The 14,751-nt window shown below is 33.1% G+C and carries 16 protein-coding genes and 2 tRNA genes; 9 read left to right on the top strand and 9 right to left on the bottom strand.

Annotated features, from left to right (window positions below; all coding sequences use genetic code 11):
* Window positions 1–57 precede the first annotated feature (57 nt).
* The 5 genes from htpG to J2Y38_RS13770 all read left to right on the top strand — a co-directional run bounded on the left by htpG (window position 58) and on the right by J2Y38_RS13770 (window position 6,154).
* On the top strand, window positions 58–1,941 hold the full coding sequence (gene htpG, locus J2Y38_RS13790) for a molecular chaperone HtpG (protein WP_309843491.1): 1,884 nt from the start codon (window positions 58–60) through the stop codon (window positions 1,939–1,941).
* 243 nt (window positions 1,942–2,184) lie between these two features.
* Window positions 2,185–2,862 (top strand): hypothetical protein, encoded by a 678-nt coding sequence (locus J2Y38_RS13785; RefSeq protein ID WP_309843488.1) that lies wholly within the window; start codon window positions 2,185–2,187, stop codon window positions 2,860–2,862.
* Between the two features lie 204 nt (window positions 2,863–3,066).
* Window positions 3,067–4,338: a patatin-like phospholipase family protein gene (locus tag J2Y38_RS13780; protein ID WP_309843485.1), complete on the top strand. Its 1,272-nt coding sequence runs from the start codon at window positions 3,067–3,069 to the stop codon at window positions 4,336–4,338.
* 125 nt (window positions 4,339–4,463) lie between these two features.
* Window positions 4,464–5,282, top strand: coding sequence for a hypothetical protein (locus J2Y38_RS13775; protein ID WP_309843483.1), 819 nt, complete (start codon window positions 4,464–4,466; stop codon window positions 5,280–5,282).
* Window positions 5,283–5,416: 134 nt separating this feature from the next.
* Window positions 5,417–6,154 carry a DUF4369 domain-containing protein gene (locus tag J2Y38_RS13770; RefSeq protein WP_309843481.1) on the top strand — a complete coding sequence of 246 codons (738 nt, stop codon included), beginning with the start codon at window positions 5,417–5,419 and terminating at the stop codon, window positions 6,152–6,154.
* A gap of 64 nt (window positions 6,155–6,218) precedes the next feature.
* Here the strand turns inward: J2Y38_RS13770 and J2Y38_RS13765 are convergent, their stop codons facing one another.
* The 8 genes from J2Y38_RS13765 to idi form a co-directional block, all read right to left on the bottom strand.
* Window positions 6,219–6,677, bottom strand: a complete 459-nt coding sequence (locus J2Y38_RS13765) for a DUF5362 family protein (protein WP_309843479.1) — start codon at window positions 6,675–6,677, stop codon at window positions 6,219–6,221.
* A 126-nt stretch (window positions 6,678–6,803) separates the two neighbouring features.
* Window positions 6,804–6,877 (bottom strand) — tRNA-Thr (locus J2Y38_RS13760).
* A gap of 115 nt (window positions 6,878–6,992) precedes the next feature.
* Window positions 6,993–7,066, bottom strand: a tRNA-Thr gene (locus J2Y38_RS13755).
* Between the two features lie 76 nt (window positions 7,067–7,142).
* The gene (locus J2Y38_RS13750) at window positions 7,143–7,409 is read right to left on the bottom strand and encodes a hypothetical protein (protein WP_012022371.1); all 267 of its coding nucleotides are present in this window, start codon (window positions 7,407–7,409) and stop codon (window positions 7,143–7,145) included.
* Window positions 7,410–7,467: 58 nt separating this feature from the next.
* On the bottom strand, window positions 7,468–8,439 hold the full coding sequence (locus J2Y38_RS13745; RefSeq protein WP_309843473.1) for a type I phosphomannose isomerase catalytic subunit: 972 nt from the start codon (window positions 8,437–8,439) through the stop codon (window positions 7,468–7,470).
* A gap of 64 nt (window positions 8,440–8,503) precedes the next feature.
* A complete protein-coding gene (locus J2Y38_RS13740) occupies window positions 8,504–8,962 on the bottom strand; it encodes a peroxiredoxin (RefSeq protein ID WP_309843472.1) in 459 nt (152 codons plus the stop codon).
* 3 nt (window positions 8,963–8,965) lie between these two features.
* On the bottom strand, window positions 8,966–9,376 hold the full coding sequence (locus J2Y38_RS13735; RefSeq protein ID WP_053470926.1) for a 6-carboxytetrahydropterin synthase: 411 nt from the start codon (window positions 9,374–9,376) through the stop codon (window positions 8,966–8,968).
* A 21-nt stretch (window positions 9,377–9,397) separates the two neighbouring features.
* Complete coding sequence (idi, locus tag J2Y38_RS13730) at window positions 9,398–9,925, bottom strand: isopentenyl-diphosphate Delta-isomerase (RefSeq protein ID WP_053470925.1); 528 nt, start codon at window positions 9,923–9,925, stop codon at window positions 9,398–9,400.
* Window positions 9,926–10,219: 294 nt separating this feature from the next.
* Here idi and msrB point away from each other — a divergent pair, with 294 nt between their 5' ends.
* Both msrB and msrA read left to right on the top strand, forming a co-directional pair.
* Window positions 10,220–10,774, top strand: coding sequence for a peptide-methionine (R)-S-oxide reductase MsrB (msrB, locus tag J2Y38_RS13725; protein ID WP_309843467.1), 555 nt, complete (start codon window positions 10,220–10,222; stop codon window positions 10,772–10,774).
* Between the two features lie 7 nt (window positions 10,775–10,781).
* Entirely contained in the window at window positions 10,782–11,399 is a 618-nt protein-coding gene (gene msrA, locus J2Y38_RS13720) for a peptide-methionine (S)-S-oxide reductase MsrA (protein ID WP_309843465.1), read from the top strand.
* A 52-nt stretch (window positions 11,400–11,451) separates the two neighbouring features.
* On the opposite strand, the gene J2Y38_RS13715 is transcribed toward msrA, so the two are convergent.
* Window positions 11,452–11,889 carry an META domain-containing protein gene (locus J2Y38_RS13715; protein ID WP_309843462.1) on the bottom strand — a complete coding sequence of 146 codons (438 nt, stop codon included), beginning with the start codon at window positions 11,887–11,889 and terminating at the stop codon, window positions 11,452–11,454.
* 267 nt (window positions 11,890–12,156) lie between these two features.
* On the opposite strand from J2Y38_RS13715, the gene J2Y38_RS13710 reads away from it, so the two are divergent.
* Both J2Y38_RS13710 and J2Y38_RS13705 read left to right on the top strand, forming a co-directional pair.
* Window positions 12,157–13,560, top strand: a complete 1,404-nt coding sequence (locus J2Y38_RS13710; RefSeq protein WP_309843460.1) for an aminopeptidase P N-terminal domain-containing protein — start codon at window positions 12,157–12,159, stop codon at window positions 13,558–13,560.
* Between the two features lie 186 nt (window positions 13,561–13,746).
* Complete coding sequence (locus J2Y38_RS13705) at window positions 13,747–14,706, top strand: quinone oxidoreductase (RefSeq protein ID WP_309843457.1); 960 nt, start codon at window positions 13,747–13,749, stop codon at window positions 14,704–14,706.
* Window positions 14,707–14,751: the final 45 nt, after the last annotated feature.

Raw genomic sequence — 14,751 nt, 5'->3', positions numbered from 1 at the left:
TGGTATTTTATTTGACTAAATGAAAATCATCAAGTTAAATTCAAAAAATAAAAAAATATGACAACAGGTAAAATTAATGTTTCAGTAGAAAACATCTTTCCCTTAATCAAAAAGTTCTTATACAGCGATCATGAAATCTTTTTACGTGAGCTGGTTTCAAACGGAACTGATGCGACATTAAAATTAAAACATTTAATAAGCATTGGCGAAGCTAAAGTAGAATATGGAAATCCGGTTATCGAAATTAAAGTAGATAAAGAAGGTAAAAAAATCCATATTATCGACCAAGGTTTAGGTATGACAGCTGATGAAGTTGAAAAATACATTAATCAGGTTGCTTTTTCCGGAGCTGAAGAATTTTTAGATAAATACAAAGATTCTGCAAAAGATTCTGGAATTATTGGTCACTTTGGTCTTGGTTTCTATTCTGCATTTATGGTTGCAGAAAAAGTAGAAATCATTACAAAATCATACAAAGATGAACCTGCTGCACACTGGACTTGTGACGGAAGCCCTGAATTTACTTTAGAGCCAGCTGACAAAACTTCACGTGGTACAGAAATCATTCTGCACATTGCCGAAGATTCTTTAGAATTTTTAGAAGATTCTAAAATCAGCGGCTTATTGAATAAGTATAACAAGTTTATGCCTATTCCAATTAAATTTGGAACAAGAACAGAAACTCTTCCAAAACCAGAAGATGCTCCTGAAGATTACGTTAATGAAACTATCGAACTTGACAATATCATTAACAACCCAAATCCGGCGTGGGCAAAACAGCCTTCTGAATTATCTGATGAAGATTACAAAAACTTCTACAGAGAATTGTATCCAATGCAGTTTGAAGATCCTTTGTTCAACATTCACTTAAACGTAGATTATCCGTTTAACTTAACTGGTATTTTGTATTTCCCGAAATTAGGTACTGATATGCAAATCCAGAAAGATAAAATTCAATTGTACCAAAACCAGGTTTACGTTACAGATAACGTAGAAGGAATTGTACCTGAATTTTTGACCATGTTGAAAGGAGTTATCGATTCACCGGATATTCCGTTAAACGTTTCTCGTTCTGGTTTACAAGCTGATGGAGCAGTTAAGAAAATTTCAAACTACATTACTCGTAAAGTAGCTGATAAATTAAAAGCTTTATTTAACGAAAACCGTGCTGATTTTGAAGCAAAATGGAACGATATTAAAATCGTTTTAGAGTACGGAATGCTTTCTGAAGATAAATTCTACGAAAAAGCAGGGGCGTTTGTTTTATACCCAACGGTTGACGACACTTACTTTACTTTAGAGGAATTAAAAGAAAAACTAAAAGAAAACCAAACTGATAAAGATGGTAAATTAGTTATTCTTTACGCCGGTAACAAAGATGCACAGCACTCTTACATTGAAGCAGCAAAAGAAAAAGGATACGAAGTATTGCTTTTAGACTCTCCAATTATTTCGCATTTAATTCAAAAAATTGAAGGTGATAATAGCGACTTGACTTTCGTTCGTGTAGATTCTGACCATGTTGATAATTTGATCAAAAAAGATGAAAACACGATTTCTAAATTATCTGATGAAGAAAAAGCAGCATTAAAAACTTCATTAGAAGCTTATATCCCTAAAGCATACAGCGTTCAGCTGGAAGCTATGGACAGCCAGGCAGCTCCATTTATTATTACGCAGCCAGAATTTATGCGTAGAATGAAAGAAATGAGCCAAACAGGCGGCGGCGGAATGTTCGGAATGGGAAATATGCCGGAAATGTACAATCTGGTTGTAAACACTAATTCTGATTTAGCTTCAAGTATTTTAAATACGGAAGATAAAACACATCAGGAACATTTGGTAAAACAAGCTTTAGATTTAGCTAAGTTATCTCAAAACCTTTTAAAAGGTGAAGCGTTGACTGCTTTTGTAAAAAGAAGTTTTGAAATGATCAAATAAGAGTAGCATAAAATAATTTATTCCAAATAGCCCGCAGGTAAAACTTGCGGGCTATTTTATTTTTATAAAAAACAAAATCATAAAAATTTAAAAAATAGAGTGTTTTGCATGTAGTGATTTAAGAAAAATCACATATTTTTAACTCCGTTTTCTTTAATCTTTTTTTCTATTACAAACAATAGGAACTTATAACCGGAGCGAGCCAAAAATCCCAAACAGAGTAGGCAAATAAATTCTAAGATTATGTTTTATGTAAGACTAAACAAATTAAGAATCATCAAAAATGGTGATATAATAGGAAAAGGTGAAATCCAATTCATGAGTTTTATAAACCAATCAAATGATAGTTTGCCGAATCTAAATGAATTTTTTGAAACCAATGATGAAGATCGAAAAAAAGAAATCATTAAAGATTCTGTATCAAGAGTTATCCAATCCAGAATTTTAATGACTATCGACAAAGTAAAAGACAAAAGCATTATCACTTTTGGAGACACAGGATATATTGTTTACAAAGACGAAAAAATTCCACAAGATTTTAGCTGGCAGATCGTTGCTGTTGAATTAGATAAAAAAACCCGTGATAATGCCGGATTAATCAAATCGGTCTTAACAGATTCTAATGTTGATACTATTACAAAAGGAATACAGGCACTCGCAAAAGCAAGTAATCCTGTTAGCGGAGCTGTTGTCGAACTTTCTAAACTAGTTGTCGGAGTAATTTTAGATATCGCAAAAAATAAAAAAGATGACCAAATTGGTTATTACCTGACTTCTTTCATTGAAAAATTAGATTATCCAAACGGAATTAGAGACCGCCAAGATATTCCTGATTTAACAGGTAATATGTTTGTTGATTATTCCATTTTTGGATATCAGGATTACGCAGTCGAAGCTGTTGAAAATCTAAAATCATTGTAAACAACTCCTCAAGATATTTTACAATCCTGCAGATTAATTTCTGCGGGATTTTTTTTGCTCTATACTAATTTCAAATATCTTAAAAAAGGGTAATTCTCCCCTTTTATGCCGATAATCGAATTTATAATTTTACACATCTGAAAATCAAACAATTAAATAAAATTATTTTGCAAAAACAAACCTAAAACCTAAATTCTGGAAATCATGGAGAAAGAAAAGTTTATACACAATGGTGAAGTATTATCGATTATAAAAGATTTAAAGGAACAAATTAAAGAGAAGAAAAAGAAATTCTCTGATATTGTAGATGCAAACGGTAACGAATATGTAGATTTAGTTCAGGAAGGCGGCGGAGTTCTTGGTGTTGCATTGGTTGGATATGTTTATGTTTTAGAACAAGTAGGAATCAGGTTTCTAAGTTTAGCCGGAACATCGGCCGGAAGTATTAACACTATGCTGATGGCGGCTGCCGGACCAATTGACATTACAAAGTCAGAATGGATTTTAGAATGTCTATGTAATAAGAATTTATACGATTTTGTGGATGGCGATCACGATGCACGCGAATTTATTGACGCTTTATTAAGCGATGCCGGAAATCTTAAACTAGTTATGAAAGGCTGTCAGGTTGTAGATAATTTTAAAGATGATTTAGGATTAAATCCCGGCACTAATTTTCATCAATGGATGACTAATTTGCTTTCGCAGAAAGGAATTAAAAATTATGGTGACTTAAAAGCACTGCGAGAAAAAGGCGTTTCAAACGACAATAAATTATTCCGAATTAACAAAGTAAAACTTGGCGATAAAGAAGATTATACGAGACAAGATCATTGGAGTGAAATAGCCATAATAACCGCTGACATAACTACAGAAAGCAAAATTATTTTCCCTAAAATGATTGACTTGTTTTATTCTAATCCCGATGTTCAAAATCCAGCCGATTTTGTGAGAGCTTCTATGTCAATTCCGCTTTTCTTTACTCCCTTTAGAATTAAAAATATTCCCGGTGGTATTGAAGCCTGGAATAAATGGAACGAAGCAACCTGTTTACGCGCATCGGTTCCGTCAGAAGTTATGTTTATGGATGGCGGGATAATTTCAAATTTTCCTATTGATATTTTTCATGAAAATATGAATGTTCCGGCATCGCCTACTTTTGGCATAAAACTCGGATATGATAAAAATGAAATCAATACAAACGAAAAAATAACCAACGTGATAAGCTCTATGTTTGACACCGCTCGATTTGGTTATGACTCTGAATTTTTGAGAAAAAACCCTGATTTTAAAAATCTGATAGGATATATTGATACCGGAAACCACAACTGGCTGAATTTTAATCTTACTGATGATGCCAAAATTGATTTGTTTATTCGCGGAGCGCAAAAAGCGGCAGAGTTCTTAAACAAATTTGATTGGGAAGAATATAAAAAAATCAGAAAAGCAAAAAGTGAATATTACAAAACTGTTTAAAAACAACTGATTTACAAATAATTAAAAACCAAAATCCTGAAAGTAGAATTTTCAGGATTTTTTTTGTGAATTATTTTTTTTATTACATTTGAATGCCTTTAATCTAATCTTAAACAAAAACCAATATGAAAAAAACGGCTATTTTACTTTCTGTAATGTTTGCTTCGGCATTTATTTACGTTTCATGTTCGAGCGACGAAGTTGTCAATCAGGCAGACACAACAGCTGTCAGCGCATCTGTTGTAATTGATGCTATAAATGAAATGGATGTTAAAACAGGATTGACTGTATCAAATACAAATCCTGCTGCAAAAACATCTGAAACTTCTCCCGGAACTTGTGCCAATATTACAATTACAACTCCAAACGAAACTGCTTATCCAAAAGTCTTTACTGTTGATTACGGCACAGGATGCACAATAAATCAAATTACAAGAAAAGGAAAACTAAAAATTACACTTTCTGGTCCGATAATTACAACCGGAAGTAAAATGACGGTAGAAAGAATTGATTATTCTATAAACGGATACAAACTGGAAGGAACTATAGAATATACTAACACAACTACTGTTGCAACTGTACCGCAATGGAGCAGAAAAGTAACAAACGGGAAATTTACAGATTTACTTGGAAGAGTTTTTACCAATTCAGGCACACACACCATAAAACAAACTGCTGGTGTTGATACTCCATACGTATTAGAAGATAACATTTATGAAATGCCAGAGGGAACTCATACTGTTACTACAGAAAAAGGAGGAGCTTTGACTTTAACTGTACAAGAAACCTTAATTAAAAAATATTCTTGCGAGTATGTATCTAAAGGAAAATTAAAAATTCAAGGCGGATATTTAAACGGTGTTATTGATTATGGAAACAATGACTGCGACGCTAAATATACTTATACGCATGAAGATGGAGCGACTTACACTTTAGCAATGTAACCAATTCATTTTTAAAAAAATATAGAGATCCCAATTTAGAAATAGATTGGGATTTTTATTTTTTATAAAAATTTACGGTGACTTATTTACATTCAAACTATTTTCTTTATTTTGCACCAAAATCCAATAAACTAATGAAAAAATCAATTATTGCCTTTGTTACTCTTGCACTGCTTGCATCTTGTAGCAAAAAAGAATCTGCTGCAGATAACTTACACCTTACAGGAAATATAAAAGGTTTAAAAACCGGAACTTTATATATTCAAAGAATCGTTGATACATCACTTGTTGCTATCGACAGTGTTAAAATTGACGGAAATGCTTCATTTGAAAGAGACATCAAATTAGAATCTCCAGAAATGCTTTATCTGTTTTTAGATCGCGGCGTAACGAATTCTTTAGACAATAATATTTTATTCTTTGCTGAACCGGGAAATATCAACATTGATACTAATTTAGATAATTTCATTTCGAGCGCAAAAATTACCGGATCTAAAAATCAGGAGTTATTCGAAGAATACAAAAAAGTAAATTCTCGTTTTATTGATGAGAACCTATCAATGGTTGAGGCTAGATTTAAAGCGATTAAAAGACAAGATCAAAAAGCCATTGACAGTATTGACGCAAAACAACAGTCAAATATTAAAAGAAAATATTTGTATGCTACAAACTTTGCCATTAACAATAAAGATCACGAAGTATCGCCTTATATTGCTTTAGCAGAGATTTATGACATCAACATCAAATTTCTTGATACGATTCAAAAATCAATGACTCCAAAAGTAGCACAGTCACTTTACGGAAAAAAGCTTACTAAATATGTAGCTGAAATTAAAAAAGAAGAACAAAAAACTCCTGCAGCAGCAGAGTAATACATAAAAAAAAAGCGCCCTGAATTTCAGGGCGTTTTTTTTATGCTTAATTTTTAAGAAAAAATTATCTTGCTAAAAGCCCTCCTAAAGCAGCAAATACAATTATTAGCCCGTATAAAGACAACAATATAATCGTAAAAATTCCGACGAATTTGTAATGAGATTTTAAGTATCCAAATGATGCTGTCAAGGCTTCTGAATCACTCTCTCTAAAAGCTTTTTTTCCATTTGAAGCAAACTTAAATAAATAATAAACCGGGAAGAAATAAAGAACCGCAAGTAATAAATAAACAAAACTTATGATTGCGCCAAAAGAACCGCCATAAATCCCCATTCCTGGTACCGTACTTGCCATCGTAGAGAAAATTGCTCCTGCAAAAATTGCAATAATCACTAAAAAAGCAATTCCTATAAAGCCCATAATAGCCAAGAAATAAGCCCACTTAGTAGCTTCTCTTAAAAAGTCTTTTGCAGTTGAATCGAGCTGCATCTCAAATTTTTCAAATACTGAGGTTTCTTCCATTTTTTATATGTTTTGGTTAAGAAACAAACATAAGGAAATTATACTACAATTGTATTTTGTAAAACTTATATAAATTGGAATTTTTGAGGCATAAAAAAACCATCACAATCTGTGATGGTTTTTTTGAGCCGATAGAGGGACTCGAACCCACGACCTGCTGATTACAAATCAGCTGCTCTAGCCAGCTGAGCTACATCGGCCTATTTTTTTATTACGGGTGCAAAGATAAAATTGTTTTTTAAATTTCCAAAAATAATTTCACACCTCTCTCTATAATTAAAAAAACCACCACATTTCTGTGATGGTTTTCCGTTGAGCCGATAGAGGGACTCGAACCCACGACCTGCTGATTACAAATCAGCTGCTCTAGCCAGCTGAGCTACATCGGCCTCATTACGGGTGCAAATATAAAGCGGTTTTTCGTTTTCCCAAAATAAATTTGCACTTTTTTACACTTTTTTTTGCTTACAATGCGTTGATTTTTTCAATCAATTGATTAGCAGTTTGTTCTAATTCAACATTGATTTGTTTGAAGTGTGCTTTTTTATTTTCAACGTTTTTAGCGTTCACTTTTGTAATCAAAGTATCAAATGCAGCAATAGCCTCATCGATTAAAGCATTCGTTTCTGGAGTAGGATTTCCTGTTGTAGACATCTCAAACAAATAAACTGCCTCAATAATATCTCCTAATACAAAATTGATGTCTTTCTTTAAATTCTTAACGTTTGCCATTTTTTATTATAATTTTAATTTGCGTCTGCAAAAATACACATAATCTTTAGATTAAGTGCTATGAAATGTAAATTTCTAAAATTGAAGCATTTCCATCCAAAATAAATTTATTTACAGTTGCCGGAACCAAAATTGTATCTCCTTTCACATAAGTACCACTAAACCCCGCATATTCTATTTCAAAACTTCCTTCGATACACATATAAACCGTAAAAGTTTCTCCAGATTTTGAAACTCCCACTTTGTCTTCTAACGGAATAAAATTTGTCGTGAAATAAGGACAATCTACAACTACGTTTGATGTATTTGCCTTTGTATCGTATTTCTTTTGTGTATCAACTTTATTGTAGTTAATTGCATCAAGTGCTAAATCTACATGAAGCTCTCTTTTATTTCCCTGAGCATCTACACGATCAAAATCATATAAACGATACGTAATATCAGATGTCTGCTGAATTTCGGCAACCACTAAACCGGCACCAATTGCGTGAACAGTTCCTGTTTCTAAAAAGAAAACGTCTCCGGCTTTTGCCTTTACACCATCTAAAATAGAAACTAAAGTATTATCATGTAAATGTTTTAAATATTCCTCTTTACTGGAGTTTTCCTTAAAACCAACAATAATTCTGGAATCAGTATCAGCCTGCATTACGTACCACATTTCAGTTTTACCAAATGAGTTATGACGTTCTTTTGCTAATTTATCGTTTGGATGAACCTGAATCGAAAGATCTTCGCGTGCATCTAAATATTTAAAAAGTAATGGAAATTGTTTTCCAAAACGCTCGTAAACTCTCGTTCCTAAAATTTCATTTGGAGTTTCATCAATAAGTTCCATTAATGATTTTCCTTTTAAATCTCCGTTAGCAACAGTACTTACATCACCTTCTACTGTAGACAATTCCCAGCTTTCGCCAGTAATTTTAGAAGTGATTGGTTTGTTTAATAATGTTTTTAACTTCTCTCCACCCCAGATTCTTTCTTTCAGGATTGGTTCAAATTGAAGCGGATATAATTTTTCTGGTTTCATAATTTTTAAGTTTTCGGCTAATATCTATATTAATTAAACAATGATGTAATACTATTTTCTAAATCTACAATACTAATTCTTTTATTATTTCCAGTGCTTTCGGAATATGTTTTGCGGCATTCATACTATCAAAAATATAAATAACCACTCCGTTTCTGTCAATAATAAAAGTTACTCTTCCCGGTAAAAGTCCAAACAGATTATTTTTCACACCAAAAAGCTGTCTTAATCTTTTATCCTGATCTGAAAGTAAAATGAACGGCAGTTTATGTTTATTGGCAAATTTATGGTGCGATTTTACACTATCGGCACTTATACCAATTACTTCTGCACCTAAGGCTGCAAAATCTTCATATTGATCTCTAAAGCTGCAAGCTTCCGTTGTACAGCCTGGCGTATTATCTTTTGGGTAAAAATAAATCACTAAAGGTTTTCGTCCTAAAACACTTTTGCTTTCAAAAACTTCTCCGTGACTATCTTTTGCAGTAAAATTCGGAACTATATCTCCTATTTTTAATGACATTTATTATTCTCCTTTATAAGTTACAAAATTGCGGTCTGTTTCATAAAGCACGATTTCTAAATCAAAATCGGGCTGAATTCTTTTTCTAATTTTATTCCATATCACAACCGCAATATTTTCTGCAGTTGGATTCAAATCCTGAAATTCCGGAACGTCCAGATTCAGGTTTTTGTGATCAAACGGAATTTCTACTTCTTCCAGTATAATATCCGCTAATACTTTCACATCTAAAACAAAACCAGTTTCCGGGTCAATTTTTCCTGTAACACTTACTGTTAAACCATAATTATGACCATGAAAATTGGGATTATTGCATTTTCCAAAAACGGCATTGTTTTTTTCTAATGACCAATCTTTCCTATGCAATCGATGTGCAGCATTAAAATGCGCTTTTCTTGATATGGTTACTCTCATTTAGGTCTTTGGTTGGTTTGGTTATAATTTATGGTCTTCGAGATAATGATCAAATTCATCAAAAATTATCTTAAACCATACGGTATAAATTTCGGGCTGTTTTTCAATATCTGCTTTAACATCTTCAATACTCATCCATTTCCAGTCTTCTACTTCATCCGGATTTATATTTGGCTCTTCATTATAATAGCCAATCATAACGTGATCTAATTCATGCTCAGTTAAACCGTTGTCAAAAGGAGCTTTATAAATAAAATGAAACAGCTCTTTTAACTCTGCTTTAAAACCCATTTCTTCAAACAATCTTCGGCTTCCTGCTTCAATATTCGTTTCACCTTCGCGTTGGTGACTGCAGCAAGTATTTGTCCACAGTAAAGGAGAATGGTATTTATGGTGAGCGCGCTGCTGCAGCATGATTTCATTTTTATTATTTAAAATAAAAACCGAAAATGCACGATGCAAGACTGCTTTTTCATGTGCTTCTAGTTTTGGCATTAAGCCAATTTGTTCATCGTTTTGATTAACTAATATTACGTTTTCTTCTGTCATAAGGCTTCTTAAGCAAACAAAAATACGAAAAAAGAAATCGCTTAAAAACGCTGTTCTAAGATTGTCAAAAGCTTAAATTGAACGTAATTTCTATTTTTCTGATTTACAGTACAATAAATTATGCTAAAAATTAAAAGCTGTTAAAATTAAGACATAAAAACTACATTGCCTTGTTTTACGTAACTAATAAAAAGTTAAAACATACTTAAATATATCTCAATTGTAATATAGGCGACATTTCGAAGATAAAACTCGCCGTATCTTTGAAACACAAGATTAATCTCCCAAGAATTTATGAAATCTAAAAACTTAATTTTCAGCATTTGCTTTTTAATTCCGCTTTTTATTTTACAGGCATGCGGACAAAACACAAAAAAACAACCTGCAAAAACGATTACTATGGAAAACAAAATAAGTAAACCCGGAAATCCTTATTATTCGAATACCGATACGACTAAACTAAATGTAAGCAACACCGAATGGAAAAAGGTCCTGCCCGAAGATGTTTATGCCGTAATGCGTGAGGCTGATACCGAAAGACCTTTTACGGGAAAATACTGGAACACAGATGAAAAAGGAACTTACTACTGCGCTTCTTGCGGGAATTTACTTTTTAGATCGACTGCTAAATTTTCAAGCAGCTGCGGTTGGCCTAGTTTTTTTGAACAAGACAACAAAAAAAGTGTGGTTTACAAAAATGATAATTCACTTGGAATGGAAAGAATCGAAGCGCTTTGCGGACGCTGTGGCGGACATTTAGGCCACTTGTTTGATGATGGACCGGAACCAACCGGAAAACGTTACTGCATGAATTCGATTGCTCTTGATTTTATTCCTGATACTAAATAATATACAAATGAAAAATATACTTTTAATCTGCCTTTTTGCTTTATCAATAAGCGGTTTTTCACAAAATAAAAAACCAGATTTGGAAACTATTACCCTTGGCGGAGGATGCTATTGGTGTGTTGAAGCTGTTTACGAAAATCTGGACGGAGTAAAATCTGTCGTTTCGGGATTTTCTGGAGGAAATGTAGCTAATCCTACTTATGAAGAAGTTTGTACGGGAGAAACCGGTCATGCCGAAGTTGTACAAATTACGTATGACAAAAACGTAACTGACATTAATGAAATCTTTAAAGTCTTTTTTACTGTTCACGATCCTACAACTTTAAACCGTCAGGGCGCTGATGTTGGAACGCAATACCGTTCTGTAATTTTCTACAAAAATGCCGAACAGAAAAAAGCTGCCGAAAGCATTATTGCCGAATTAAACAAAGCAAAAGTGTACAATAATCCGGTTGTGACAAAAATCGAGCCTTTTAAAGTTTTTTATAAAGCCGAAGATTACCATCAAAACTATTATGCAAATAATAAAAATCAGCCGTATTGCAGAATGGTGATTCAGCCGAAAATAGAAAAATTTGAAAAAGTTTTCAAAGACAAACTGAAAAAGAAACAAAACAACAGTTAATAAAAAAGGGGAAATGAAAATCATTTCCCCTTTTCTTATATAGATTTTAAAACTATTGCTTAGCTACTTTTTTAAATCTCATCATTGGCACATTGCCCTCAATTAAATTTAGTTTTCCATCTTTATCAATAGAATAACTGGTGATTTTTCCAATTTGTTTTAAAAATTGCTGTTCTCCACCGCCTTCACAAAACATCATTGTAGTGGGTCCCGCTTCTCCAAACGTTAAAGATTTTCCACTTAAAGTGTATGGTGCACTATAGCCGTTACATCCGTTATTACCATAAACTTTTTTTTCTTTCTCATCAAAAGTAAGCTGTGGTTTTTTATTTGGATACAACCCTTCAAAAGCAATTCTTGGTCCCGAAATATATTCTAACTCCCAAGTTGTATCATAAATATTAGCTGTACCTTTTGTATCCTTTGATGCCGTACATGAAGTTATTAATAAGGTTAAAATCGAAACGATTGCAAGAGTACACTTTTTCATAAAATTTACTTTTTAAAATTATATAATTAGTTTTTTAAGATTAAAATTACAGTACAATATCCATGCCTTATTAAAATTCAGTCAAAAATAGTGTGCTTCACTATCAACCGGATCTCAAATACAAATAGTAATTTTCTGACATCTAATTTACGTTATTTTATTTTAAAAAATATTAATCAGCCATTTAAATTCTAATAGGTGATTACATTTTTTTTGTAATTTGCATCAATCAAAAAACAAAAAATCATCAATAAAAAACCAAAAAAAATGAAGCCATTTCTTTTATTCTTTGCCTTCTTAATTAGTGCATTCCAAATTCAGGCACAGGAAAACCTTCCAACAGATTATCTTTCAAAAGAATTTCACAAAGGCCGCCGTGAAGCTTTCAGAAATTTAATGCCGGCAAATTCTGTAGCCGTAGTTTTTTCTTATCCGGAAAGAGTTTTTTCAAAAGACGTTAATTACAATTACCACGCAAATCCAGATATGTATTATCTAGCCGGATATAAAGAACCTGATGCCGTTTTATTGATTTTTAAAGAAGAGCAGGGAACTGAAAAATACAATGAAGTATTATTTGTAAGAGAACGAAATGCCAACAGAGAAATGTGGACGGGAAGACGTTTAGGAGTTGAAGGCGCAAAATCTAAACTAGGTTTTACAACAGTTTACAACGGAAAAGATTTCAACGATTTTGCTATTGATTTTAAAAAATTCGACAAAGTGATTTACGATAACATTCCAACAGATGTTGAAAGCAGTAAAAATATCGATAACTTATATTCTTTATTACAATCTTTCAAAACTAAGGCTGGAATTGAAAAAGAAAATGAAGCTTCTGTAGAATTGTTTACTAACATTACCAACTCACTTCGCGAAATAAAAACGCCCGAAGAAATGGTTTTAATGCGTAAAACAGTAAAACTTTCATGCGTTGCCCATAACGAAGTGATGAAAGCAGTTGGTCCGGATATGAGCGAAAACGAAGCCGATGGGATTCACGCTTACATTCACAGAAAATATGGTGCCGAAGGCGAAGGCTATCCGCCAATTGTTGGCGCCGGAGCAAACGGATGTATTTTACATTATGGAGAAAACAATGCAGTAAAAATCGACAATCAATTATTGTTAATGGATGTTGGTTCTGAATACCACGGTTATTCTGCCGATGTTACGAGAACAATTCCGGCAAACGGAAAATTTACCGAAGAGCAAAAAGCAATTTATCAAATCGTTTACGACGCTCAGGAAGAAGTTTTTAAACTTTGTAAAGAAGGAACTCCAATTCAGGATTTAACCAAAAGATCCAGAGAAGTTGTAGCTGCAGGGTTAATCAAATTAGGAATTATTACAGATCCTAAAGATGCCAGAATTTATTACCCGCACGGTTGTTCGCATTTTCTTGGTTTAGATGTTCACGATAAAGGAAATTATATGGGAACGCTGAAAGAAAATATGATTTTGACCGTTGAACCTGGAATTTATATTCCGGCAAACAGCAAATGTGATAAAAAATGGTGGAATATTGGTGTTCGTATCGAGGATGATATTTTAATCAAAAAAGATTCCTACGAAAATCTTTCAGCCGAATCTCCAAGAAAATGGCAGGATGTTGAAGCGTTGGCCAAACAAAAAAGCACTTTTAACGAAATGAAATTTCCAAAAATTTAATTTATTTTTTGCCACAGATTAAAAGGATTATAAGGATTTTTTGAAAGTTTAAAACTTAAAAATATAATCTGTGAAAATCTTTTTAATCTGTGGCTAAAAAAACATTTCAAAAGCCTCATTTAAAAAATTAAATGAGGCTTTTAATTTGAATTTTGGCGTACTTTTGTAGTCCTAAAAATTTAAAAAATGAAAGCACTTACCTTCTCTAATTTTGGAGATTCAAATGTTTTAGAATATATCGAAATCCCAAATCCACAATTAAAAAGCGATGAAATTTTAGTCGAGATGAAAGCCATCGGGTTAAATTTTGCTGACGTTTACAGACGAAAAGGGAATTATCATTTAAAAGGAAATCCGCCTTTTATCGCCGGTTATGAAGGCGCCGGAATTGTTGTCGACGCCAATAATCATCCTGAATATAAAGTTGGAGATCGTGTGGCTTTCGCCGACGCTCCTTTTGCCAATGCAGAATTGGTTGCCGTAAATATAAATCATGTCCTTCCTTTAGCTGAAAATATTTCGTTTGAAACCGCAGCTTCTGTTTTATTACAAGGTTTAACAGCACATTATTTAGCTACAGACAGTCATAAAACTGCAAAAGATGAAACAGTTTTAATTCACGCTGTTGCGGGCGGAGTTGGACAAATCTTAACACAAATCAGTAAACTTCTGGGCGCAACTGTAATTGGCTTAACCTCATCTGCCGAAAAAGCAAAAGTTGGTTTTGATCAGGGTGCAGATCATGTTTTTCTTTATAATGACGACTGGAAATCACAGGTTTTTAAAGTTGCATCAAATGGTGTCGATGCTGTTTACGACAGTATCGGAAGCACTTTAAAAGAAAGCTTCGAAGTCACTAAAGAATGCGGACAAGTTGTTTTCTTCGGAATGGCAGGCGGCGATCCTGAACCTGTAGACCCAAGAATGTTAATGGACGGTTCTAAAACTTTAACCGGAGGCGATTTATGGAGTTATTTAAATTCTAAAGAAGAAAGAATCAAACGTTCCACACAATTATTCAATTGGATTATTGAAGGGAAAATTAAACTTTCTGAACCCACTTCTTTTAAATTATCAGAAGGAAAACTGGCGCATGATTTTCTGGAAAGCCGAAAAAGTACAGGGAAAATTATTTTGATTCCGTAAAAAACCATTCACTCAATTTTGTCATCCTGACGAAAGGAAGGATCA

It is taken from the genome of Flavobacterium sp. 2755 (assembly GCF_031455715.1).
Lineage (GTDB): Bacteria > Bacteroidota > Bacteroidia > Flavobacteriales > Flavobacteriaceae > Flavobacterium.
This window is presented reverse-complemented; position numbering and strand designations above follow the sequence as displayed.